The sequence below is a fragment of the uncultured Capnocytophaga sp. genome (genome assembly GCF_938029845.1).
Classification (GTDB): domain Bacteria; phylum Bacteroidota; class Bacteroidia; order Flavobacteriales; family Flavobacteriaceae; genus Capnocytophaga.
Genome location: NZ_CALHGG010000188.1, coordinates 1 through 23,014, shown reverse-complemented (window position 1 = coordinate 23,014; position 23,014 = coordinate 1). Strand labels below are relative to the sequence as shown.

18 protein-coding genes and 1 tRNA gene are annotated in these 23,014 nt (G+C 40.3%); 11 read left to right on the top strand and 8 right to left on the bottom strand.

Translation table 11 applies throughout. The features are described 5' to 3' along the window. Positions 1-92: 92 nt before the first annotated feature. Both Q0625_RS14810 and Q0625_RS14805 read right to left on the bottom strand, forming a co-directional pair. Positions 93-944, bottom strand: a complete 852-nt coding sequence (locus tag Q0625_RS14810; protein ID WP_298828987.1) for a hypothetical protein — start codon at positions 942-944, stop codon at positions 93-95. 422 nt (positions 945-1,366) lie between these two features. Then, positions 1,367-1,612: a hypothetical protein gene (locus Q0625_RS14805; RefSeq protein WP_298828984.1), complete on the bottom strand. Its 246-nt coding sequence runs from the start codon at positions 1,610-1,612 to the stop codon at positions 1,367-1,369. A 493-nt stretch (positions 1,613-2,105) separates the two neighbouring features. On the opposite strand from Q0625_RS14805, the gene Q0625_RS14800 reads away from it, so the two are divergent. The 7 genes from Q0625_RS14800 (at position 2,106) to Q0625_RS14770 (ending at position 10,421) form a co-directional block, all read left to right on the top strand. Further along, positions 2,106-2,801: a porin family protein gene (locus Q0625_RS14800; RefSeq protein ID WP_298828982.1), complete on the top strand. Its 696-nt coding sequence runs from the start codon at positions 2,106-2,108 to the stop codon at positions 2,799-2,801. 64 nt (positions 2,802-2,865) lie between these two features. Further along, entirely contained in the window at positions 2,866-3,240 is a 375-nt protein-coding gene (gene mscL, locus Q0625_RS14795; protein WP_298828979.1) for a large conductance mechanosensitive channel protein MscL, read from the top strand. A 262-nt stretch (positions 3,241-3,502) separates the two neighbouring features. Beyond that, positions 3,503-4,966 carry an RNA-binding domain-containing protein gene (locus Q0625_RS14790; protein WP_298828977.1) on the top strand — a complete coding sequence of 488 codons (1,464 nt, stop codon included), beginning with the start codon at positions 3,503-3,505 and terminating at the stop codon, positions 4,964-4,966. A gap of 211 nt (positions 4,967-5,177) precedes the next feature. After that, the gene (locus tag Q0625_RS14785; protein ID WP_298828975.1) at positions 5,178-6,542 is read left to right on the top strand and encodes a hypothetical protein; all 1,365 of its coding nucleotides are present in this window, start codon (positions 5,178-5,180) and stop codon (positions 6,540-6,542) included. Between the two features lie 20 nt (positions 6,543-6,562). Next, on the top strand, positions 6,563-7,555 hold the full coding sequence (locus tag Q0625_RS14780) for a hypothetical protein (RefSeq protein WP_298828973.1): 993 nt from the start codon (positions 6,563-6,565) through the stop codon (positions 7,553-7,555). Next, positions 7,524-9,728 (top strand): hypothetical protein, encoded by a 2,205-nt coding sequence (locus Q0625_RS14775; RefSeq protein ID WP_298828971.1) that lies wholly within the window; start codon positions 7,524-7,526, stop codon positions 9,726-9,728. The genes Q0625_RS14780 and Q0625_RS14775 overlap by 32 nt, the downstream gene beginning before the upstream one ends. Before the next feature lie 15 nt (positions 9,729-9,743). Further along, positions 9,744-10,421 (top strand): NAD-dependent deacylase, encoded by a 678-nt coding sequence (locus tag Q0625_RS14770; protein WP_298828969.1) that lies wholly within the window; start codon positions 9,744-9,746, stop codon positions 10,419-10,421. On the opposite strand, the gene hemE is transcribed toward Q0625_RS14770, so the two are convergent. Beyond that, positions 10,408-11,436 (bottom strand): uroporphyrinogen decarboxylase, encoded by a 1,029-nt coding sequence (hemE, locus tag Q0625_RS14765; protein WP_298828967.1) that lies wholly within the window; start codon positions 11,434-11,436, stop codon positions 10,408-10,410. The genes Q0625_RS14770 and hemE overlap by 14 nt on opposite strands. Positions 11,437-11,448: 12 nt before the next feature. Beyond that, complete coding sequence (locus Q0625_RS14760) at positions 11,449-12,111, bottom strand: uroporphyrinogen-III synthase (protein WP_298828965.1); 663 nt, start codon at positions 12,109-12,111, stop codon at positions 11,449-11,451. 261 nt (positions 12,112-12,372) lie between these two features. Here Q0625_RS14760 and Q0625_RS14755 point away from each other — a divergent pair, with 261 nt between their 5' ends. Both Q0625_RS14755 and serS read left to right on the top strand, forming a co-directional pair. Continuing rightward, positions 12,373-13,011: a C40 family peptidase gene (locus Q0625_RS14755; protein WP_298828963.1), complete on the top strand. Its 639-nt coding sequence runs from the start codon at positions 12,373-12,375 to the stop codon at positions 13,009-13,011. A gap of 65 nt (positions 13,012-13,076) precedes the next feature. After that, positions 13,077-14,348, top strand: coding sequence for a serine--tRNA ligase (serS, locus tag Q0625_RS14750; protein ID WP_298828961.1), 1,272 nt, complete (start codon positions 13,077-13,079; stop codon positions 14,346-14,348). 635 nt (positions 14,349-14,983) lie between these two features. Here the strand turns inward: serS and gpmA are convergent. The 4 genes from gpmA to ychF form a co-directional block, all read right to left on the bottom strand. After that, positions 14,984-15,730 (bottom strand): 2,3-diphosphoglycerate-dependent phosphoglycerate mutase, encoded by a 747-nt coding sequence (gene gpmA / locus Q0625_RS14745; protein WP_298828960.1) that lies wholly within the window; start codon positions 15,728-15,730, stop codon positions 14,984-14,986. Between the two features lie 72 nt (positions 15,731-15,802). Continuing rightward, entirely contained in the window at positions 15,803-17,092 is a 1,290-nt protein-coding gene (locus tag Q0625_RS14740; RefSeq protein ID WP_298828958.1) for a (Fe-S)-binding protein, read from the bottom strand. An 88-nt stretch (positions 17,093-17,180) separates the two neighbouring features. Continuing rightward, positions 17,181-18,146, bottom strand: a complete 966-nt coding sequence (locus tag Q0625_RS14735) for an MlaD family protein (RefSeq protein WP_298828956.1) — start codon at positions 18,144-18,146, stop codon at positions 17,181-17,183. A 113-nt stretch (positions 18,147-18,259) separates the two neighbouring features. Beyond that, complete coding sequence (gene ychF, locus Q0625_RS14730; protein WP_298828953.1) at positions 18,260-19,351, bottom strand: redox-regulated ATPase YchF; 1,092 nt, start codon at positions 19,349-19,351, stop codon at positions 18,260-18,262. Positions 19,352-19,552: 201 nt separating this feature from the next. On the opposite strand from ychF, the gene Q0625_RS14725 reads away from it, so the two are divergent. Then, positions 19,553-19,628, top strand: a tRNA-His gene (locus Q0625_RS14725). Positions 19,629-19,992: 364 nt separating this feature from the next. After that, positions 19,993-23,014: hypothetical protein (locus Q0625_RS14720; RefSeq protein ID WP_366125072.1), on the top strand; the 3,022-nt coding region annotated here is incomplete at its 3' end.

The following is a 23,014-nucleotide window of genomic DNA, read 5'->3' as shown; positions in this document are numbered from 1 at the left end:
AAACATTTGTATTAAAAAAATATCTTTGCTTTTGCGCTGCAAAGATATTACATTTGTTTGGTTTAACCAAACATTTTTCAAAAATATTTTCACTACTCCCAATGACTTATATTTAATACTCTGTTTTTTAGTCTATTAGATATTATTTTTATTTCTTCTTCTGTTAGGTTGTAACCCTGCTTTTTGTTTAGTGCAATATATTTATTTTCGTCAAAAGATAAAACAAACTCTATTAAATTTTGTCTTTCATGAACTCTTTCTATAAGGCTTATTACCTGCCAAAATTTTAAAGTATCTATGTAAATAAATTTTGATATATCAATTTTTAAAACCTCACTTAAAACAGTTATAGAATATAATAAATTTTGGCTTTGGTTAAAGCAGTAATAAAACTGCTGTGCATAATAAAAGCCCTTGTTCTCTCCTAAGAAAGAATATATATTTTCAAAATCTAATTCTTTTTTTTGTGGTTTTATCTTTTGTAATTGCTCAAAAGTATAAGATTTTAGTTTCTTAGGTATTATCTTTTCTTTTGGGTCTAAATTGTGCATAAATTTTGCCCACCCCTCAAAATATAAACTTTCTTTTAGCTCCTGAAAAAATTCCTTTAATCTGGGTACAAAATCAGGGTCTAAGACATTATCTAATTTCTCATTATTTATTATTAATTCCAATGCCTTAGTAATCAAAAATAATTCGTCTTTTAGATTTACTTTTATATATGTTATTTGGTAGTTAGTTTCATAGTTTAAAGGTTCTCCCGTTTGCTCTAAATATTCAAAGGCTTTTTGTGTCATTACTGCACCGCAAAGGCTTTTTATATGCTGTGTTTTTCTATTATACGTTATTGAGTAATAAAGGGGGTAACCTAATTCTAAATCTTTATATACTTCTAAGGGTTTCAACTTCTTATTAAGAAACCTCTTTACTGTGATTTTTTTCATTTCAAAGATATTTTTGTACTTGTGCAAAAATACAAAAAATATCTTTTCTTTATCTTTCTTTGCTGTTTTTTATCTTTGAGGTTGTTTTTTTGTGTGGTTACCTGCATGCCTTGAACCTCGTGTCCCTGGTTCGTGTGTCCTGGTTGGTGTGGTTACCTGCATGCCTTGAACCTTGTGTCCCTGGTTCGTGCTGGCTGGTGTCCTGGTTGGAAGTGATTACCTGCATACCTTGAACCTCGTGTCCTTGGTTCGTGCTGGCTGGTGTCCTGGTTGGAAGTGATTACCTGCATACCTTGAACCTCGTGTCCTTGGTTGGTGTGTCCCTGGTTCGTGCTGGCTGGTGTGCCTTGCTGGTTGAAGTGGTTACCTGCATACCTTGAACCTCGTGTCCCTGGTTCGTGTGCCTTGCTGGTTGGAAGTGGTTACCTACATGCCTTGAACCTCGTGTCCTTGGTTGGTGTGTCCTGGTTGGAAGTGGTTACCTGCATACCTTGAACCTCTTGTCCTGGTTCGTGCCTTGCTGGTTCGTGTGGTTCGTGTCCTGGTTGGAAGTGGTTACCTGCATGCCTTGAACCTCGTGTCCTTGGTTGGTGTGTCCCTGGTTGGTGTGGTTGGTGTGCCTTGGTTCGTGTGGTTCGTGTGTCCTTGGCTGGTGTGGTTACCTGCATGCCTTGAACCTTGTGTCCTTGGTTCGTGCTGGTTCGTGTGCCTTGCTGGTTGGTGTGCCTTGGTTGGTGTGGTTACCTGCATGCCTTGAACCTTGTGTCCTTGGTTGGTGTGTCCCTGGTTCGTGTGGTTACCTGCATGCCTTGAACCTTGTGTCCCTGGTTCGTGCTGGCTGGTGTGCCTTGCTGGTTGGTGTGGTTACCTGCATACCTTGAACCTCGTGTCCTTGCTGGTTCGTGCGCTCCCTTGGAAAGGTATTATAAATTCTACTTATACAAATAACTAAAAATATAGAAAAAAAGAATAAGTTAAATTTTTCGCTCTAAACAATTGAAAAACAATGATTTATAAATTTTGCTACTCTTTTGATACCGAAATTTTAAAAGAGCTTATATATTACTAAAAATCAACAAATTAGGCTTATATTTCTTTTTTCTGTTAAAAAAGAAACTATATCTGTTAGAATTTTGTACTTTTGCCTATAAAAAATAGTACATGCGGTTTTATATGTTTTGGATAGGTTGCCTACTCTCGGTAGCAGCCACAGCTCAAACAGACTCTCTACAAGTAGATAGTGGGATAGACACCCGCTACCTTGAAGACCAATTCTATTTAGGGGTTACTTATAACTGGCTCGTTTCCAAGCCTGAGGAGATAAAGCAACACAGTTTCTCTCGGAGTATTTTTGGAGGATACCAGCGGGATATCCCCTTGAATAAGAATCGTAATATAGGCTTAGCTGCTGGAGTGGGGCTTTCCTACCGCCTTACCTATATCAACCTCAAAACCCAAGAAGGAAGTACTGGCCTATTATATGACATTGTCTCCATTCAAAACGAGCATATCCGAAAGAATTATTATGAACAATATGCACTGGAGTTTCCCATAGAATTTCGCTGGCGTACCTCCACCCCTTATTCCCATAAGTTTTGGCGTATCTATACAGGGGCAAAGCCCTCTATCACTTTCTCTTCACGCTACAAGCTGGATAGTGACTCCCAAAGCTACACCCTCCATCCGGAGGTGCTCAAGGGGTTTCAGTGTAGCCTATATGCAGCCGTAGGACACAATACATGGAATGTATATGTACAATATGGCCTACGCCCTCTCTTTAGAAACTCCTATACCCAAAGTGGAGTATCTTTGGAAAGTTATCTGCTTAATATCGGGCTAATTTTCTACATTTTGTAATTTTTCTTTGTCAATTCAAATAAAAATTCTATTTTTGCCCCCGAATTTAAACAAATTGTTATTTATGGGATTTTTAAAAGAATTCAAAGAGTTTGCTGTAAAAGGCAATGTAGTTGATTTGGCGATAGGGGTGATCATCGGGGGTGCTTTTGGTGCCATTGTATCTTCCTTAGTAGCTGATGTGATTACTCCATTACTCCTTAACCCTGCTTTGGAACTTACAGGAGCAAAAAACATAGGAGAATTAGCTTGGAACGGAGTAGCTTATGGAAAATTCTTAGCTGCTGTGATTAACTTCTTGTGCGTAGCTTTCGTATTGTTTATGTTGGTTAAAGGAATCAATAAATTCAAGAAAAAAGAAGAGGAAGCTCCTGCCGCACCAGCAGGTCCTACTCAAGAAGAACTATTGGCTGAAATCAGAGATTTGTTGAAAAAATAGTTTTCCATTTTATTTATTATTAAGAAATGCCTCCTATTTTTTAGGAGGCAATTTTTTTTATCAATACACCCCCTTAATGTGTAAGAAAATTAGTATCTTTGCTCACTACTAATATAAAAACTATCTTGACCTTATTAATACATAGGAGTATAGTTTTTATTTGATGGCCATTTGATAGAAATACCTTTTTTAAAATTAAAATACTGACAATCAATAAGTTTTTATTTGATGACCATTTGATAACAATAGAAAAATATAGAATATGGAAAAAGAATATCTCATAGGATTAGTGAATGAATTGGTACAACAACCACATGAAAGTGAGTGGTTGGAATTTAAGCTCAATTTCCATTCTGTGGAAGAGATAGGTGAGCGTATCTCAGCCTTGTCCAATGGGGCTTGTATCTATAAGCAACCTTATGGATATTTGATTTTTGGAGTAGAAGACCAAACACATATTATAAAAGGTACCTCTTTCAGAGCAAAAACATATAAAGTAGGAAATAAAGATAAAAAAGGAAACGAGGATCTAGAACATTGGCTACTCAACCGTCTTAATCCACGAATTGATTTTTCCATTTATGAGTTTGACTATCAGCAGGGGATACATATTTCTCTTTTTATAATTCCTGCTACTAAAAATCAGCCTGTTGAGTTTTTACATCAGTCATATATCCGTGTGGGGAGTATCACCCGAAAACTAAATGATTATCCTCAAAAACAAGCTAAAATATGGAATAATAAGGAGATTCCTTTTGAGAAAGAAATTGCAAAGGACGACCTTTTAGCTTCTGAAATCATTCAATATCTGAGCACACAAACTTATTTTGATTTGATGAAAATTCCATATCCTACCCATCAACAAGGAGTAATAGAGAAATTTCTTGAAGAAGGTTTTATAATCAAAAACAAACAATATGCTATTACGAAATTGGGAGCTATTCTGCTAGCAAAACAGCTAAAAGACTTTGACAGTTTAGAGAGAAAAGCATTGAGAATCATTGTCTATAAGGGTAAAAACAAAATAGAAACCCAGCGAGAACATATCGAAACCCAAGGATATGCTGTTGAACTAAAAACATTGATTGAATGGATAAATAGCCAATTACCTGCCAATGAAGAAATCAGTAAAATATTACGAGAGGACAAGCGGATGTATCCCGAAATAGCTATTAGAGAACTGGTAACCAATGCCGTTATACATCAAGATTTTTCTGAGAAAGGATTTCCAATGGTTGAAATTTTTAAGGATAGAATAGAGATTTCAAATCCAGGTACTCCTCTGGTTACTCCTGATCGCTTTATTGATGCATATTTGTCAAGAAATGAAAAGTTAGCTGATCTGATGCGAAGAATGGGGTTTTGTGAAGAAAAAGGCAGTGGATTAGACAAAGTTATTTTCTATAACGAACTTTATCAACTTCCTCCCATTAGTGTTACAATTGTAGAGAATAGGACAAAAGTTGTTATATATAGTTACAAAGCACTTAATGATTTAGATAAGAAAGAAAAAATCCAAGCTTGTTACCAACATGCCTGCCTAAAATATGTTTCTAACGAAAAAATGTCTAACCAAAGTTTGAGAGATCGCTTTGAAATAGATGACAAAAATGCAGCTACTGCCTCCCGTATTATCAGAGATGCTTTGGTTGAGAATGTCATTAAAGAAGATGATCCGGAAAATAAATCAAGAAGATTTAAATATTATATTCCATTCTGGGCATAATCCTTATTTGATGGTCATTTGATAGAAATATCCTCTTTAAAATTAAAAAACTGATAATCAACGAGTTTTTATTTGATAGTCATTTGATAGAAATACCCTTTTTAAAATTAAAATACTAATAGTCAATAATTTTTTATTTGATGGTCATTTGATAGCTTTTATCTTATTTTTTTCATTATCTTTGTTCCATGGTTTCACTAATTTAATTAATATGAGAAAACTTACAATTCTTTTTGCTCTGTTTTGTATTTCAACCTGTTGGGGACAAAGAAAAGTAATATTAGACTCGATTCAGAAGTTTATCAATGCACGAATTGACGATCCTAAAATAAAAGCTCCTATTGATGAGTTTTTCACGAACTATCTCAGTTCGAAACCTATCCAAGAGAATGAATTATGGGAAAACAAAGTGGGTATTTGTATAGATGTACTTGTTCAGAAGAATAGTGTGATATACTACCCTGCAAAGTTTGATATAAATTACATAAACATAAGCCAGAATGCTTTTAGTATAGAAGATCAAGAAGACCCCACAGGAAGGAAGCTATATATTGAGCAATTTATGAAAAAAGAAAGAAGCAAGATACAGAAGTCTGCTTATTTTAAACACGTAAAATTTCAATATTCAGACTATAAAACCGAGAAATCTGAAATCAATACAGGGGATATTCTTATTGAGAATAAACGTTATAGTGCTTTTTTTAGAAGCAAAGGTGATTATGTTTATGGCTTAGCTATTGCTAATACACATCTAGGTAATATAGGTAAGGCTATTTACAAGTTGTATATTTTCGATAAAAAACTACTTTCTCTTGAAGACCAGTGGGAAATTCATAATAATCAGAATGTCTTTTTTTCAACAGCTAAAACCAACTTTTCTCTATATCATGAAAAACGTATAAATGAGCTAATTGTACTACTCAGAGAGCTTTTCAAAAGGGATCCTACCTATAAGAACGACCCAAAATTAGTGGCTATTTATGAAAGGCTAAAAGAAGAAGAGCCTCTGAACAAGGAAAGTCTTTGGCTTGTAAAAGATATGCTCCCTTATCTGGCTGATTTGAAGATAGAAGAGTCTCAAGGGAGAATGCCACTATATAATTTGCAGAACATAGCACACTTTGCCGCACACTCTCTGGCGGATATCTATTATGGGAATAAAGAATATGACAAGGCAGAAAAATATTTTCTAAAAGCCTTATATGAGGCACCTTACGAGCAAATAAGCGCCACCACTGTAAAGAAAGACAACGAACGCATATTCCTTGACCTAATAAGTATCTACCAAGAGACAACAGACAAAACAAACAAAATCATTGCCTACTCACTCCCTCTATTAGCATCCTATTACTATCAGGAAAAGAGCAATGAACTACTCACTACCTATATTCCTAAAGGCAAGAAAGCGCGTGCTGCTTTCAAGGAAGAAATAGATAAAGTGCTGCACTCAGCTCTTACAACTGATAATGGAGATATAGAGATAGATTTCAAAGGTGAGAAAGTACGCTTTTGGTATTATGGGATAAAACAATTTGTAGAGAAAGTAAAAGACAGTGATTTTTATAAAAAGTTGTGATTTGATTTTTTGCAGAGTGTATGAAAAAACTACTATTATCCCTATTAGTTTTACTCTTTGGAGCATGCCACAAGCAAGCTGCCCCTGCTACGCTTAGTGTGTATTATTGGAAAACGCGCTTTTCCTTAGATACTCCCCAGCAGCAGTTTCTCTCGGAGTATGCTATCCAAAAACTCTATATCCGTTATTGTGATATCATCTTAAGCGGAGGGGAGGCTATCCCTGATGCCCCTGTGGAGTTGGACACAATTACGCTGAAGGACAAGGAGGTCATTCCTGTCATCTATCTCAAGAATGAGGTTTTCCTAAGCGACAAGGTATCAGCAGAACTGCTCGCTGAAAAGCTCAGTAAGTATATAACGCAAATCAATCACACCTATAACCTAACTGTCAAGGAAGTACAGCTAGATTGTGATTGGTCACTTAGGAGTAAGGAACGTTATTTTGATTTTATCAAGTATTTCAAGGCAAAGACCCCTTATCAACTTTCAGCTACCATTCGTCTCCATCAGGTCAAGTACCATGACCGTACGGGTATTCCTCCTGTGAATTATGGGGTGCTGATGTACTATAATATGGGCAAAATTACCGCCACGGGAGCTAACTCTATCTATGACCGTGCCACCGCTGAGAAATACTTACCTGCTCTGCGTAGCTATCCCCTACCGCTGAAGGTAGCCCTACCTATATTCAGCTGGGGTGTACACTCTATCGCTGGAGAGGTAACCGACCTTGTCGGAGGATTTTCATTTGCGGAAGCTGATACACTTAGCCAACTCAGTCGTATGGGCAATAGCGATTGCTACTTAGTTACTGAAGCGATGACCTACAAGGGACAACGTTGGCAGAAAGGTGATGTGATCAAGGTAGAAGAGATAAACCAGAGCGACCTTTTGACCATGAAGGCTGACCTTACTAAGTACCTAAAGTCTGCCCCCAAAGAAATTATTTTATATGATCTAAACAAAAATATTGACACCTATGAAAAGAACTTTTTTAAAAAACTGCGCTAAGCTATGTTTACTTTCAGCCACCGCGTATGGCACCTACCTCTATGCTTGTGATGATGGCTTTATGGGCTATGATTACAATTCGGTATTCTCACCAGAAGTTACCGTATCTCAAAAATCCTACACCCCGCTTTTCTATGATAGTAACTACCTCTTTTATGGGAATAACTATATAGATAAGCAGTCAAGGGATTTCTCCCAGACCGATATCCAAAACTGGTCAGAGTACTTGGGAAAAGCCCTTTCCAAGGAGAAAATCAAGTACTTTCTCTATGATGAAAAAGCCTTACCAGAAATACAAAAATCCTCCTCAACCGATAAGAAAGTGCAGCGCTTCTTCTCCTTGCTTACCATAGCCAGAGGCAACGAGTTCGCTACCAATCAGCCCTATGACCCTTGGGATTATGACAGTCGTAAGGTAGCACATACCCAGCAAGCAGAAATCAACAAGGCCGAAGCCCTCTACCAAGACGCCCTAAAGGACAAGGATCAGTTCTTCGCCCATAGAATGTGGTACCAAGTCTTGCGCCTAAAGTTCTATTCAGCCAACCGCTCCTCGGTGATTGATTACTTTAAGCAAACAGAGGGGGCTCAACCACGTACTGACCTCTACTATCGTGCCATGCACTATGTAGCAGGTGCCTATACCGCTCAAAAAGACTATACCAAGAGTACCCCTCTACTAGCTCAGATATTTAACAAAGTGCCTACGTTGCGACAAATAGTTACTTACGAGTATCGTCCGCTCTCCGCTGAGCAGCTTGGTGAGCTAACCTCAGGGCTTTCCACCCAAGAGCAATGCGCTCTATGGGCTATGGACGGCTACTACAATAGTGAAAAAGATGCTATTGAAAAAATCCTTTCCCTTGATAGTCAGTCTCCTTATACAGATTTTCTACTCTCTCGCTATATCAATCGGCTGGAGTCTAAAATAAATATTTTCGATGCTTACGGAGAAGCCATTAACTCCTATAAGAGCTACCACGAGCATACCCGCGCGATAGCTACCCTTTCCTATCCCACCGATTGGATCTTGTCCACCGCCAAGGATAAGAAGGTAGCTAACCCTTATCTGTGGCAAGTGGCGGCAGGTTATGTAGCTATGTTCCGAAATGAGTTCAACGAGGCTCGTTCTTTCCTCTCCAAGGCGGAAAAAGTGGCTGATAGCCCTGTCCAAAAGGCACAAGTACGCCTCATTAGCCTATTCAACGAAGTCTCTGCCTTAGAGCGTATTACCCCTCAGGCGGAACAAAAACTCCTCAAGGACTTGCCTTGGCTATGGGAATACAAAGCCCCTGAAGGACAAGAGGCGTTGCGAAGTGGCTATGCTATTGCTTTTATCGGAAAATACCTCTCTATGCTCTATAAGGCAGAGAACAATCCTCTTATGGCTGAGCTGACCCATACGAGCAAAGGATATTACAGAAAAGAGGAACTTTCAGTGGCTATGGAACAGTTTTTGCTAAAGAAAAACAAAACCCCTTGGGAGACTTTTTGGGCTAAGAAATATCAGTATACTCTCAATGATATCTACGAGAGTAAGGCTATCCATGCTTTCTATGAGGATAAACTCCCTGAGGCTATTGCCCTTATGAAGAAAACATCACAGGAAAAGGCAATCCTGCCTGCTAACCCATTCAATGGCAAGATTAAGGACTGTGCTGATTGCGAGCATGCACTACCCCAAAAGGTGAAATATACCAAACTGTCTTTCCTCGAGAAAGTGAAAGAAATGGAAGATAAAATAGCCAAAAAAGAGGATATCTACAACAATGCGCTATTGGTAGGAAATGCTTTCTACAATGCTTCTTATTTTGGTAGTGTACGCTTTTTCTATTATAACAGCATCATTGACGAATATAGCTACCGTGTTAGCCCCGAGTATTGGGATGTATTGCTCAACATGAAACAAGCCAAAAAGTACTATCTCTTAGCCAAGGAATATGCCTCCAATGATGAGCAAAAGGCAAGAATAATCTATATGCTGGCAAAAGTAGAGCGCAATGAGTATTATAACAAGAACTTTTTCTGCAAAGATGAATATACCCGAGAGTCATTGGACAAGGGCTTGCATTACAGATGGGAGGCTTTTGAGGAACTACGCGGGTATGCGCATACGAAGTATTACCAAGAGGTCATAGCCGAATGTGGTTATTTTAAAAGATTTGTAGATTAGATACCCCAATAAATTATGAAAAAATTAGTGGTACTTACTGGTGCAGGTATCAGTGCGGAAAGTGGCATTAGTACCTTCCGTGATTCAGGAGGCCTATGGGAGGGTTACGATGTCAATGAAGTAGCTACCCCAGAGGGCTTTGCTGCCAATCCTGCCTTGGTATTGGATTTCTATAACCAACGCCGTCGTCAGCTCAAGGAAGTGGAACCCAACCAGGCACATCGCCTCTTGGTACAGTTGGAAAAGCGGTTCCATGTAGTGGTTATCACTCAGAATGTAGATGATCTACACGAGCGAGCAGGTAGCCAGCATATTATACACCTACATGGCGAACTCCTCAAAAGCCGTGGGGTAGATGACCCTACCACAACCTATCCTTGTACAGGAGATATCCATGTGGGGGACAAAAGCCCTACGGGTGCCCAACTGCGCCCCCATATAGTGTGGTTCGGGGAGGAAGTCCCCATGCTGGATAAGGCCATAGCGGAAGTATATACAGCCGATGTGCTCATGGTCATTGGCACCTCCTTGCAAGTATATCCTGCCGCTGGCCTAATGAATTATAGAAAAGAAGGAACTCCAGTCTTCTATATAGACCCGAATCCGTCCTTACATAGTAAGGGCGACCTAACTGTGATTGCTCAAAAAGCCTCCACTGGAGTCGCCAAAGCTATTGAACTTATGACTCCTTAAAGGTCTTTACGGCCTCTACAAAAGCCTGCGCATGTGCCACAGGTACATGGGGCAATATGCCGTGACCTAAGTTAGCTATATAGTGTTCTTTGCCAAAGGCTCGAATCATTTGCCAAGTTTTTTCTTTGATAAGTTCAGGAGAAGAAAGCAGCCAAGCAGGGTCTAGGTTTCCTTGGAGAACTTTTTTGCCCCCTGTAAGCTCACGAGCCATTGCTGGACTACAGCTCCAGTCTATTCCCAAGGCTGCTGCCTTACTCTGACTCATCTCTGGCAAGGTATACCAGCAGCCTTTGGCAAAGACAATGACAGGTACTTGCTCGGAGAGTGCCTCTACAATTTGTTGAGTATAACGCCAAGAGTATAAGCGATAATCCTCTGGGGAAAGTACCCCTCCCCAGCTATCAAAAAGCTGCAAGGCATCTACCCCTGCTTTTACTTTTTCTTTGAGATAAGCAATCGTGGTGTCAGTGATTTTTTGCAGTAAGCTATGCGCCCACTGTGGATGAGAGAAAGCAAATGATTTTGCTACATCAAAGTTTTTGGAACCCTTGCCCTCTACTGCATAGCAGAAAATCGTCCATGGTGCTCCTGCAAAGCCTATAAGGGGAACCCTATCGGCCAAGCGTTCTTTTGTAAGGCGTATCCCCTCCATCACATAACCAAGTTCATGAGAGACATCGGGGATATGTACTTTCTCTATATCCGCTTGCGAACGAATAGGGTGCGGCAGGAAAGGCCCTACCTGCTCCTTCATCTCTATCTCTATTCCCATTGCTTGGGGTACTACTAGGATATCGCTGAAGAGTATAGCCGCATCCACCCCTACTATATCCACAGGCTGAGTGGTAATATCGGCTACTAACTCAGGTGTACGGCAGCGCGTGAAGAAGTCATACTTATCCCTTAAGGCGCGAAACTCTGGTAGGTAACGCCCTGCTTGGCGCATCATCCATACAGCAGGTCGCTCGGTGGTTTCACCCTTTAAAATTCTTAGAAAAAGATCATTTTTTATCATGAGTCAGTAGGTTTATCTGTTTATAAATAATGCTTTGCAGCACTCCAATACACTCTCCACAGTAGGTCGTTCAGCCAGATAGCTCTCTACTCCTTCGGGCAATGCCGCTTGGGTAGTAGTCCCTATACATACCACCTTCTCCCCTGCAAAGGAGTTCTCTACCAAATAACTCTCTATTGCTGAGGGACTGAAGAAAAGTAACCCCTCATAGCGCTTGGTGAGCTTTACAGGAGTAAGCTGTGTATGGTAGGTAAGACACTCTTGGAGTTGTATATGATTTGCTCTCAAAGTAGTAGGTAAGGTGTCCATTCGTTTTTCTCCACAGAAGAAGACAAACGAACTGGTAGCATAATGCTTGACCAAAAAGGAAGCTAACTGCTTGGCATAGTCAAACGAAACCACCACTTCCCAACCCTCCGCCTCGAGGAGCTTTCGGGTTTTCTCTCCTACACAAAAAGCCCTTTTGTGTGGCAATTGGGAATAACAAGGCATAGAGCGCAAGGCATGTAGGGTATTTTGACTCGTTAGCAGAAAGTAGTCAGCCATAGGAACACTAGCTATGGGAGCAGCGGGTACTATCTTAATAAAATCGCTCATCTCCAGCGCAAAGCCTGCTGAAGAGAAGGTCTGCAACTGAGCCAAGGAAAGGTGTTTGGTGGAGAAGAGCTGTGTCATATTTTTGGCGCAAATATAATAAATTTTTACTAGTCGTACCGTATGTTTCATGCTTGTTTAACATTTGATATGAACAAAAAAATATTTTTATCAACAAAATAGAAAAAAACTAAACAAGTAATCAATTAATTCCGTAACTTTGCAAAACGCTATTGAGTTCTCCCTAAGGGGTTCATTTTCACATACTGGCGCAGGCTTGTAGCTTGTGCTAGAAGAGTAATTTTTATACTTTTGTAAAAGATATTTATCAAAAATAAATCTATGAAAAAAATATTTCCTATCTTTACCTTTACGCTCTTAGCAGGTCTTTCCTCTGTGCATGCCCAGAACCGTCCTGCTCGTGAATTAGTTGATAATCCCTCTTACATGGAAGGTGCCAATGATATGCTCATTGCAGCTACCGATTTTGGGAACATCTCCCGCTACGAGAGGGAAGTCATTGACGAGTCGGCTATGCCCATTAGCCGAAAAGCAGAATTGCTCATCAAACCCGATATGGCTGCTTTAGGTGCTGAAGATCGTATCGTTACCCTAATTGACTCGGCCTATTCTTATATAGGCACCCCCTACAAGTGGGCGGGTACCAGTCGTAGTGGTATGGATTGTTCTGGTTTTGTAAGTACCGCTTTCAGCGCTATCAATGTCCCTTTGAGCCGCTCCTCTATTGAGATGTCCACCCAAGGCAGAGACATCCCTTTAAGCCAAGCCGAAGTAGGAGACCTACTCTTCTTCAAGACCAACCGTAAGCGCAACCGCATCAGCCATGTGGGAATAGTAGTAGGTGTAGGTGATGAAGTGAAATTCATACACGCCTCCGTCTCCCAAGGTATTACCGTATCAAGCCTCTCAGAAGACTATTGGCAAAAAGCCTATGCCAAGACTAGTAGAGTCCTTAAATAATGACAAGTGACGAGTGATTCACTTTTCACTGTTCTCTTTTCACCTTTTACTTAAAATCAATTACTATGTTACAAATCAGCTACATCCGAGAAAACAAAGATCTCGTAATCAACGGATTAAAGAAGAGAAACTTTAAAGAATTAGAACTCGTAGAGGAGGCTATCTCTTTAGATGAGAACCGCCGCCTTATACAAACCAAATTGGACAATGCCCTTGCAGAAAGCAACAAACTCTCCAAAGAGATTGGTGCCCTGATGAAGGAAGGCAAGAGACAGGAAGCAGAACAAGCTAAAGAACAAACTGCAGACCTCAAAGAACAAGTCAAGCAATACACTGCTTCCCTTGAGGAAACTGTCAACGCGCTCAATAATATCCTCTATCGTATTCCTAATATCCCCAATGCAATTGTCCCTGAAGGAAAAACAGCAGAGGACAACCTTACTGTATTCCAAGCAGGCGAGATCCCTCACCTCTTTGAGGGTGCCCTCCCCCACTGGGAATTGGCGAAAAAATACAACATCATTGACTTTGAATTAGGAGTAAAACTCACAGGAGCAGGCTTCCCTGTCTATAAGGACAAAGGGGCAAAGCTGCAGAGAGCGCTCATCTCCTACTTCTTGGACAAGAATACCGAGGCTGGTTATCAGGAATACCAAGTCCCTCACATGGTCAATCAGGACTCTGGCTACGGCACAGGACAACTTCCTGACAAGGAAGGACAGATGTACCATGTGCAGATAGATAACCTTTACCTTATCCCTACCGCTGAGGTACCTGTAACGAATATCTTCCGCGATGTGATCCTCTCCGAGAGTGATCTTCCTATCCGCTGTACCGCCTATACCCCTTGCTTCCGTCGCGAAGCAGGTAGCTATGGTGCCCATGTGAGAGGTCTGAACCGCTTGCACCAGTTTGACAAAGTGGAGATTGTTCGTATAGAGCACCCCGACCATTCCTATGCAGCTCTTGATCAAATGGTAGAACACGTAAAGGGAATCCTCAACGAGCTGAAACTCCCTTACCGTATCTTGCGCCTCTGTGGAGGGGATTTGGGCTTTACCTCTGCCATTACTTATGACTTTGAGGTATATTCCACCGCCCAAGAAAAATGGCTAGAAATCAGTTCCGTGTCCAACTTTGAGACTTTCCAAGCCAACCGACTTAAGCTTCGTTTCCGCAACAGCGAAGGCAAGCCTCAACTCGCCCACACACTCAATGGTAGCTCTTTAGCGCTACCGCGTGTCTTGGCTGGTATCTTGGAAAACTATCAAACCCCAGAAGGTATCGTCATCCCTGAAGTATTACGCAAATATACAGGATTTGACATCATCAAATAACATCAAATAATAAAAATAAAAGGTAACAGAGAAATTTTATCTGTTACCTTTTATTTTTCACCTAATTAATGTAAGTTCGATATAATGAAGCTCCCACTGATTTTCGCAGATTTCACAGATTTTCATAAGACTAAAGGTCTTATTTATCCATGAAAATTACAGCGTTACGCTTAGCTGTATCCTTTTCTACGTGAAAATCCGTGTTTCACATATCCAGCTGTGAGCACTCGCTGGCTTTGTGGGAGGTAAAATATAATTTTGCTTAGGTCAAACTCACATTAACATAAGGAAATTATTGGCTATTCGTAATAAGACGCAATAAATTGCGTCTCTACGGAAGACCATGCCAAACAAAGAATCGTCTTAGCCAACGTTCGTGTAGAGACGCAATTTATTGCGTCTTAGAAAGGTAGAGACGCTATTTATTGTATCTTAGAAAGGTAGAGACGCTATTTATTGCATCTTAGAAAGGTAGAGACGCTATTTATTGCATCTTAGAAAAATAGAAACGCAATTCATTCAGTCATAAAAAGGTAAAGACGCAATTTATTGCGCCTTAGAAAAGTAGAGGCACAATAATTGCGTCTTAGATAGTTGTAAATTATTGATTCTTATTTTGAGTTATTCCTCAAAATTTATTTGCTTTTTCCTTGGTTGGCTACGCTGTTAATAGCAGCGGCAATAGCCTCTTGGTCGCCTAAGTAGTAGTGCTTGATAGGCTTAAGGTCAGCATCCAATTCATATACCAAAGGCACTCCCGTAGGGATATTGAGTTTTAGAATTTCTTCCTCAGAAAGACTGTCCAAATATTGTACTAAGGAGCGCAAGCTGTTGCCATGAGCGGCAATAATCACACTTTTCCCTTCCTTGATAGCAGGAGCTATATCGCTGAACCATAGGGGAAGCATACGATCGTAGCAATCCTTAAGGCTCTCTCCTGCTGTTTTTTCTTCCTTGGTAAGGGCATTGTAACGGCGATCATGAGAGGGGTGACGTTCATCACTTTCCTCTAACAAAGGAGGTTGTACATCGTACGAGCGTCTCCATAGGAGTACTTGGTCTTCTCCGTATTTGGCAGCAGTTTCAGCCTTGTTAAGACCTTGCAAAGCCCCATAACTCTTCTCATTCAGGCGCCAACTCTTATAGGTAGGTACCCATAGCTCACCCATAACTTCCAAGGCGTTATTAAGTGTTTTGATAGCCCTCTTGAGTACCGAAGTATAAGCCACATCAAAGCGGAAGCCCTCTTCCTTAAGCACACGACCTGCCTCACGTGCCTCTTGTACTCCTTGCTCGGTAAGATCTACATCTTGCCAACCTGTGAATAGGTTGAGTTTGTTCCATTCACTTTGTCCATGACGTAATAGTACTACTTTATACATATTATATCTGATTAATAGGTTATTTAATGATTTGTTGTAAGGAACAAAGTTACGAAAAAAAACACAACTTTCCTATTCTTTCCATATTTTTTCTCGTTCTGAAGGATTGTAACCCCATGGGGAGGAAGTATTCTCCATTTGGGTCATCATTTTATTAAGCGAAGCAGGAGCCGCCGATTGTTCCATAACCACATAGCGGCGCATATCCAAGATAATGGACATAGGGCTGATTTCCATAGGACAGGCCTCCACACAGGCGGCACAAGTGGTACAAGCCCACAACTCTTCTGGGGTTATGTAATCGCCTAGGAGTTGCTTATTATCAGGCACGAACGTACCTTTGTTCTTTTGGATATTTTGCCCCACCTCCTGTGTTCTTCGGCGGGTATCCATCATGATTTTACGAGGAGAAAGTAGCTTGCCGGTTTGGTTGGCAGGACATTCATCCGTGCAGCGACCACATTCGGTACAGCTATACGCAGCGAGCAATTGCACTCGGCTCAAATGCATTACATCTGCAGCTCCGAAAGTGGGCGTTTCTTCCTCTGATTCCCCATTATCCTCTATCGTACCAAGCATCAGTTGAACCTCTTTGGTTACTGTAGGCAGATTATCCAAAGCTGCTTTAGGCTTTATAGGTGCATAATAGGTATAAGGGAAAGCCAAGAGAATATGTAAGTGTTTGGAGTAATACAGGTAATTGAGAAAGGCAAATATCCCTATGATATGCCCCCACCAAGCGGTGCGTTCTATGGCGATGAGTACAGGGGTTGAAAGGGAAGAAAAAAGTGGCGTAAGCCATTGGCTTATTGGAAAAGCACCTACCTTAGCATAAGGGGCTACTTCCCTGATTTGCAAGAGACTATCACAAGCATTCATGACCAAAAAGAGGGTCATCATCACCATTTCAGCCCAGAGAATGATATTGGCATCACGACTTGCCTTTCCTACCAATTCCTTTTTGCGGAAGCGAGAAATCTTAAGCACATTCCTACGTATATAGAAAGTAACCACACCCACCAAAACCAAGAGTGCCAAACACTCAAAGGCACCAATGAGAACATTATAGAAAGTCCCCATAAAACCAAAAACGCGGTGAGTGGAGAAAATACCATCAATAAGAATTTCCAATACCTCTATATTGATCACCACAAAGCCCACATATACGAAAAGGTGTAATAACCCAGCCACGGGACGCACCCCCATTTTCCCTTGTCCTAATGCCAAGCGAAGCATACGCATAAGCCGCTCCCGCTTATGATCAGTAGTTTCCACTACTGTCCCTAAGCGAATATTACGGCGGAGCCTACGCATATTGTAAGCAAAAAGGGCAATGCCCACTATGACTAATAGTATAAACAAGGAATCAGTTTTTAGTTGTTAGTGATTAGTTTTTAGTTATTAGTGGTTAGTTGTTAGCTTCCAACCACTAACTACTAACCACTAATAACTAATTTCTCTCCGAGATAGGTGTTTCTACTTTTTTAGGAGTCTCATACTCTTGGTTCTTCTTACCAAAAACAGAGATATGTACATAACGCTTAGGATTGAGGCGTATGTCCTCCATAAGCAAACCAAGTTCGGAGGTAGCTGTCTGCAGGTTGTTGTATAGCTTAGGATCTGTAAGGAGTTTGCTTACTGTACCATTGCCTTTTTCTACTTTTTGTAGAATATCATTGACTTGGTTAAGTGTCCCTTCCAAATCAGCCACGAGCTTACCTATTTGTAGTTTAGAAAGAGAGTCGCTTAGCTGTACGAAATTGCCTGAAAGGGTCTCCACATTCGCCAATGATTTGTGTAAAGGCGCTTGAGAGGAGGCCAAAAGGTTATTGAGGCTCACCGATGCCTTATTCATATTCTGAAGTGTAACATTCAGGTTTGCCAAACTTTCCTTTATATCCTGTTGTGCTTTAGCATTGAGCGTGGAAGAGAAAGTTGTCATCAGTGAATCTACCGATGTAAGTACCTTATTGAGGTTCTTAGCCGTGGGTTCTAGGTTCTCCCCTATGGCATCCATAAGGCTGGCTTGGATATGTGAGGACAGGGTATCTCCCGGTTGGGCAAGAGAAGCACCATCTAGAGCAGGAAGAAGCTGTAACCCTGTATTGCCTATAAGGCTGGTATAAATCTCCGCTGTGGTACTCTTGGAAAAAGTAAAGTCCTTTTTCACCGAGAAAGCCACGATGACTTTAGCCGTTTGTGGATCTATCTTTACCTGCTTCACTGTACCTATATTCACACCATTGGCGGTAACATTGGTACCTGACTGTAAGCCTGCCGAATGAGAGAAAACCGCATAGTAATCCTTATCTGTATTGAACAGAGACGATGATTTGATAAAGCTCACTCCAAAAATAAAGCTGGCTATACCTATAAGAATAATAATGGCTGTTTTAGCCTCTTTTGATAATTTCACTGTGTTACTAATAAAAATTCGGGGCAAATGTACGAAATAAAATGAAAAGTGAAAAACGAAGAGTGAAAAATTACCATTATGACTTTTCACTCTTCACTATACATTCTTCACTTTTATACATTGAATCGGAAATGCATAATATCTCCGTCTTTGACTATGTATTCTTTTCCTTCTACACGCATTTTCCCTGCTTCCTTAACCTTGCTTTCACTTCCGTAAGTGATAAAATCATCGTAGGCAATGACTTCGGCACGGATAAAACCACGTTCAAAATCTGAGTGTATTACCCCAGCAGCCTGAGGGGCAGTAGCGCCTACTGGTATTGTCCAAGCACGTACTTCCTTCACCCCTGCCGTGAAATAGGTTTGTAGGTTCAAGAGCTTATAAGCAGCCCTAATAAGCACTGAGGCTCCGGGTTCGCTTAGCCCCATATCTTGCAGAAACATTTGGCGTTCTTCATAAGTCTCCAATTCGGCTATATCGGCTTCAGTGGCTACCGCAAGAACGATGATTTGAGCATTTTCATCTTTGACAGCTTCCCTTACCTGCTCCACATATGTATTACCATTAGCGGCAGCCGCCTCATCTACATTGCATACATAGAGGATAGGTTTGGCAGTGAGCAGCTGATAACTCTGGCTAAGTTCTTGCTCTTCTTCACTAAGGGCTACCGCACGTGCTGAAATCCCTTGTAGGAGTGCCTCCTTATAGCGACCCAAAAGCGCCAATTCTTTTTGTGCCACCTTGTCGCCTGCCTTAGCGGCACGAGTAACCTTTTCCAAGCGCTTCTCTACCGTCTCTAAGTCTTTGAGTTGTAATTCTATATCAATCGTTTCCTTATCACGAATGGGATTCACAGAACCATCTACATGCACTATATTGTCATTGTCAAAGCAGCGCAATACATGGATAATGGCGTGACACTCACGTATATTCCCCAAGAATTGGTTACCGAGACCTTCGCCCTTGCTAGCCCCCTTCACTAGCCCTGCTATATCCACGATTTCAACAGTGGCGGGCTGTACGCGTTCAGGATTCACAAGCGATTCGAGCTTTTCCAGACGCGCATCTGGAACATTCACCACCCCTAAGTTAGGCTCTATGGTACAAAAAGGAAAGTTAGCACTCTGTGCCTTAGCATTTGACAAACAATTAAATAGCGTTGATTTTCCCACATTAGGGAGACCTACAATACCTGCTTTCATTATCTTCTGAAGTTTTAAGGGGCAAAGATACAACAATAATGACAAATGACCAATTTTTAGTGATGAGTAGTTAGTGATTAATGGTTTGTATTTTATCACTGAAATACAATGACTTATAAAAAAGGGGTTGAAAAATACATTTTTTCATCAAAAAAATTTTCTATTTAGAAAAAAAGTATTACCTTTGCACCCGAAATAAATGGTGGTTTTAGCTCAGTTGGTTAGAGCGTCGGATTGTGGTTCCGAAGGTCGTGGGTTCGAGCCCCATATTCCACCCTATTAATAAAAAAGCGCCTTTTAAGGTGCTTTTTTTATGCTCATACGCTATGGCTTATACAAAGCTAGTATATTTCTGAAAAACGACTTTTAGCTTTTTATTAATTAGCGTAAGTTCGACGTAAGGAAAGAGTAGCTTACGCTACAGAAATCTTATAAATCTTCACAAATCAAACAAACAGGAACAAGCTACCAGAAAGTCTCGCATAGATTACAATGTAAACACAACTATTATAAATCAGTATTATATATAGAAATGATGTTAAAATAAACCTCTATTCACTGATGGATATAAGTGCATTTTTGCTTTTGATATAAATAAAGTTGCTAATTCGAAAAATAATATTTACTTTTGTAGCTTTAAAATGACTATTGCTATGAAGATAAGAAGCATTTATTTACTACTTTTGCTATTGTGCTATGGTGCTTTAAGGGCACAAGAGCAAGAAAATTTCACTTCATTAGAAAATAAGACCCATTGGGTAAACCAAATCCAAGATATTACAGAACTTCCTGTGGGAATTAGGGAAAATAAGAATGGGGTAGAGTATGCAATGATGATTACCAAAGCTACTTTTTCTCCTAACGAAACCAGGGTAAATATTTACGCTCGTATTACTTTCCCTGACTCCCAAAATCCTTCAGGCAAACGGGAACTGTACTTTGGAGCTACTGAAATTCCTTTTTCGTATGAAGGTCAGTTAGTAGGCGATGTACACTTGTCGTTATTGGGTGATGTAACCCTTAGCAATACCAAAAACTGGTCGTTTTTACTCAAAGGAGGTAGAAATGTAAAAGGGGAAACGGTAGACGACCAAACATACGTGGAGGTAGATTGTAACGGATTGAAAAAAATTGCTTTAAGAGGGATAATACGCATCTCTAATGAACTTATAGTACCAGTTGACAATAAGTTACAACCTATAGCCAATGGCTATGTAGAAAGCGAGGTAGCTATAGAAGCTGAAGATTTTAACAACTTGTTAGTAGAGCTTAAACTACCTGCTTTTGCCCTCACAAGGCAGATACAAAACAAAGATAAAGGAGCTTTTATCTTTCACCCTGAGCGAATGGTCTTGGATATGAGTGATACTAATAATGCTCCAGCAATGGTATTCCCTCAAGGATATGACGAGTATTTAGTAGCAGGACAAGAGAGTTGGCGAGGTTTTTATATCCAAGAACTCACGGTTACCTTGCCTGAAGAGTTCAAAAAAACGGAGGGGAGAGTAAGTTTGAAGGCGACTAACTTCCTTTTGGACGCTTATGGTTTTTCGGGGAGCTTATCGGCAGACAATATCATTAGCTTTAAAGAAGGACGTACGTCAGAGGATAAAAAGAAAGGTTGGAAATATGCCATACACCATATACAAGCCGATTTTGTAGCTTCTAAACTCAAAGGAGGGGCTCTCTCAGGGGCTTTTAGGATTCCGATAGAGAAAGACGATTCACGCGGGATTCATTTTGACGGTAGTTTTTCTGAAGATAACTATATGCTTCGCGTTTCGTCGTTGGACTCTATTTCCTTTGATATGTGGAAAGCAAAGGCTGTAATTCTCCCTTCTTCTTATGTTGAATTACAAGTAAAAAATAAAGAATTTCTTCCTAAAGTAGTACTTGATGGCTCGATGGTTTTAGAAGCTCCTAAGAGCGATAAAAACCTTTACAGGTTAGAAGGTATTAACTTCCAAAAATTCACCTTACAAACACAAGCACCTTACATATCAGCTGAGTATTTTGGCTGTGAAGGAGAGCAGAAAATAGCAGGTTTTCCTGTGAGTATCAAAGATGTAAGTGTAGCTTTCAGAGAAGAACGAGCCCAATTACATTTCGGTATACGGGTAGGCTTACAAAAAGATAAGTTTTCAGCCGAAGGCGATTTTAATATCTACGCTAAAAATACCGATGAACACTGGAGTTACGACAAATTTGAAATCAACCGACTCAAATTGGAGGATGTAGATATAGTAGTAGCTAAAGTGAGTGGAGAGTTAAACCTAATGAAGAACGACCCAGTGTACGGCAATGGGTTTAAGGCAAAACTTTCAACCAAGATTACATCTTTAGATGTAGATGTAAATGCTAATGCTGTATTTGGTAGTAAAGACTTCCGCTATTGGGGCTTTGAAGCTATGGTAGACGGACTAAATATCAACACCCAATACGTAAAAATAACAGGATTTATAGGAGGAGCGTATTACCAAATGCGCCCTTTGGGGAATCCTAAAGATAAAGAAGCATTAGAAGCCTTTTCGTTAGTTCCCGATGAAAAGATAGGGTTAGGACTCAAAGCAGGAGTATTAGGAGCTTTTCAGGACAAAAGAGTGATTTCCTTTATAGCCTTATTAGACATTCAAACCTATAAAGGAGGAGGTCTCTCAAAAATTGGTTTTTATGGCAATGCAACGGTAATGTACGCTTTACAAGATAAGCTATCCAATCCGTTTGCTACTGTACAAAAAGGCTTTGCTGACAATGTGCAGAAAGTGGTAAAAATGGAAGAGTTGGCTAAAAATGAGAAATACAAATATTTAGACAACTCAGGGAAAGCAGATATCCCTGATGATTTCACCATAGATGAAAGCAATGAAAGCAAAAAAGCACCTATCTTTGCACAGCTAAATGTGAGTTACGACTTTGCTTCAAAAGCCTATCACTCTAATATGGAAGTATACGTGAATGTAGCAGGTGGAGTAATACGAGGGACTGGCAATAGTGGCTTAGCAGGACGTGCAGTATTGCATATAGACCCACAAGATTGGTATTATCACTTGGGGACTACTCGTGAGATGATGGGATTACAAGTGGGTTTTGGTGATTTCCTAAATATCAAAGCGCAAACCTACTTTATGGTGGGTACTAAAATAGGCGAAGCACCTCAGCCTCCTGCGAAGGTAGCCGAAATACTAAAACTCAATCCTGACGAGATCGGTTATATGAAGAGTCTTAACCAGATAAAAGAAGGCAAAGGGTTTGCTTTTGGAGCGCATTTGAACTTCGATACTAAATTTGATGTAGGTTTCCTCTACGCAAGTTTCGCCGCTGGCTTTGGTTCAGACTTAATGTTAAAGAATTACGGCAATGCCCATTGTAAGGGCAGAAGCGGAGAACTGGGTATCAATGGATGGTATGCTAACGGACAAACGTATGTTTACTTACAAGGGGAATTAGGTATTAAAATAAAACTGTTCTTCATTCGCAAACGTATCCCAATACTGAGTGCAGGGGTAGCGGCTTTACTACAAGGGTCCGGACCTAATCCTTTCTGGGCACGAGGTTATTTAGGAGGCTACTACAACGTACTAGGAGGATTAGTAAAAGGACGTTTCCGTTTGAAAATGGAATTTGGAGAACAATGTGAATTGGCAAGCGATCAAGTGTTAGGAG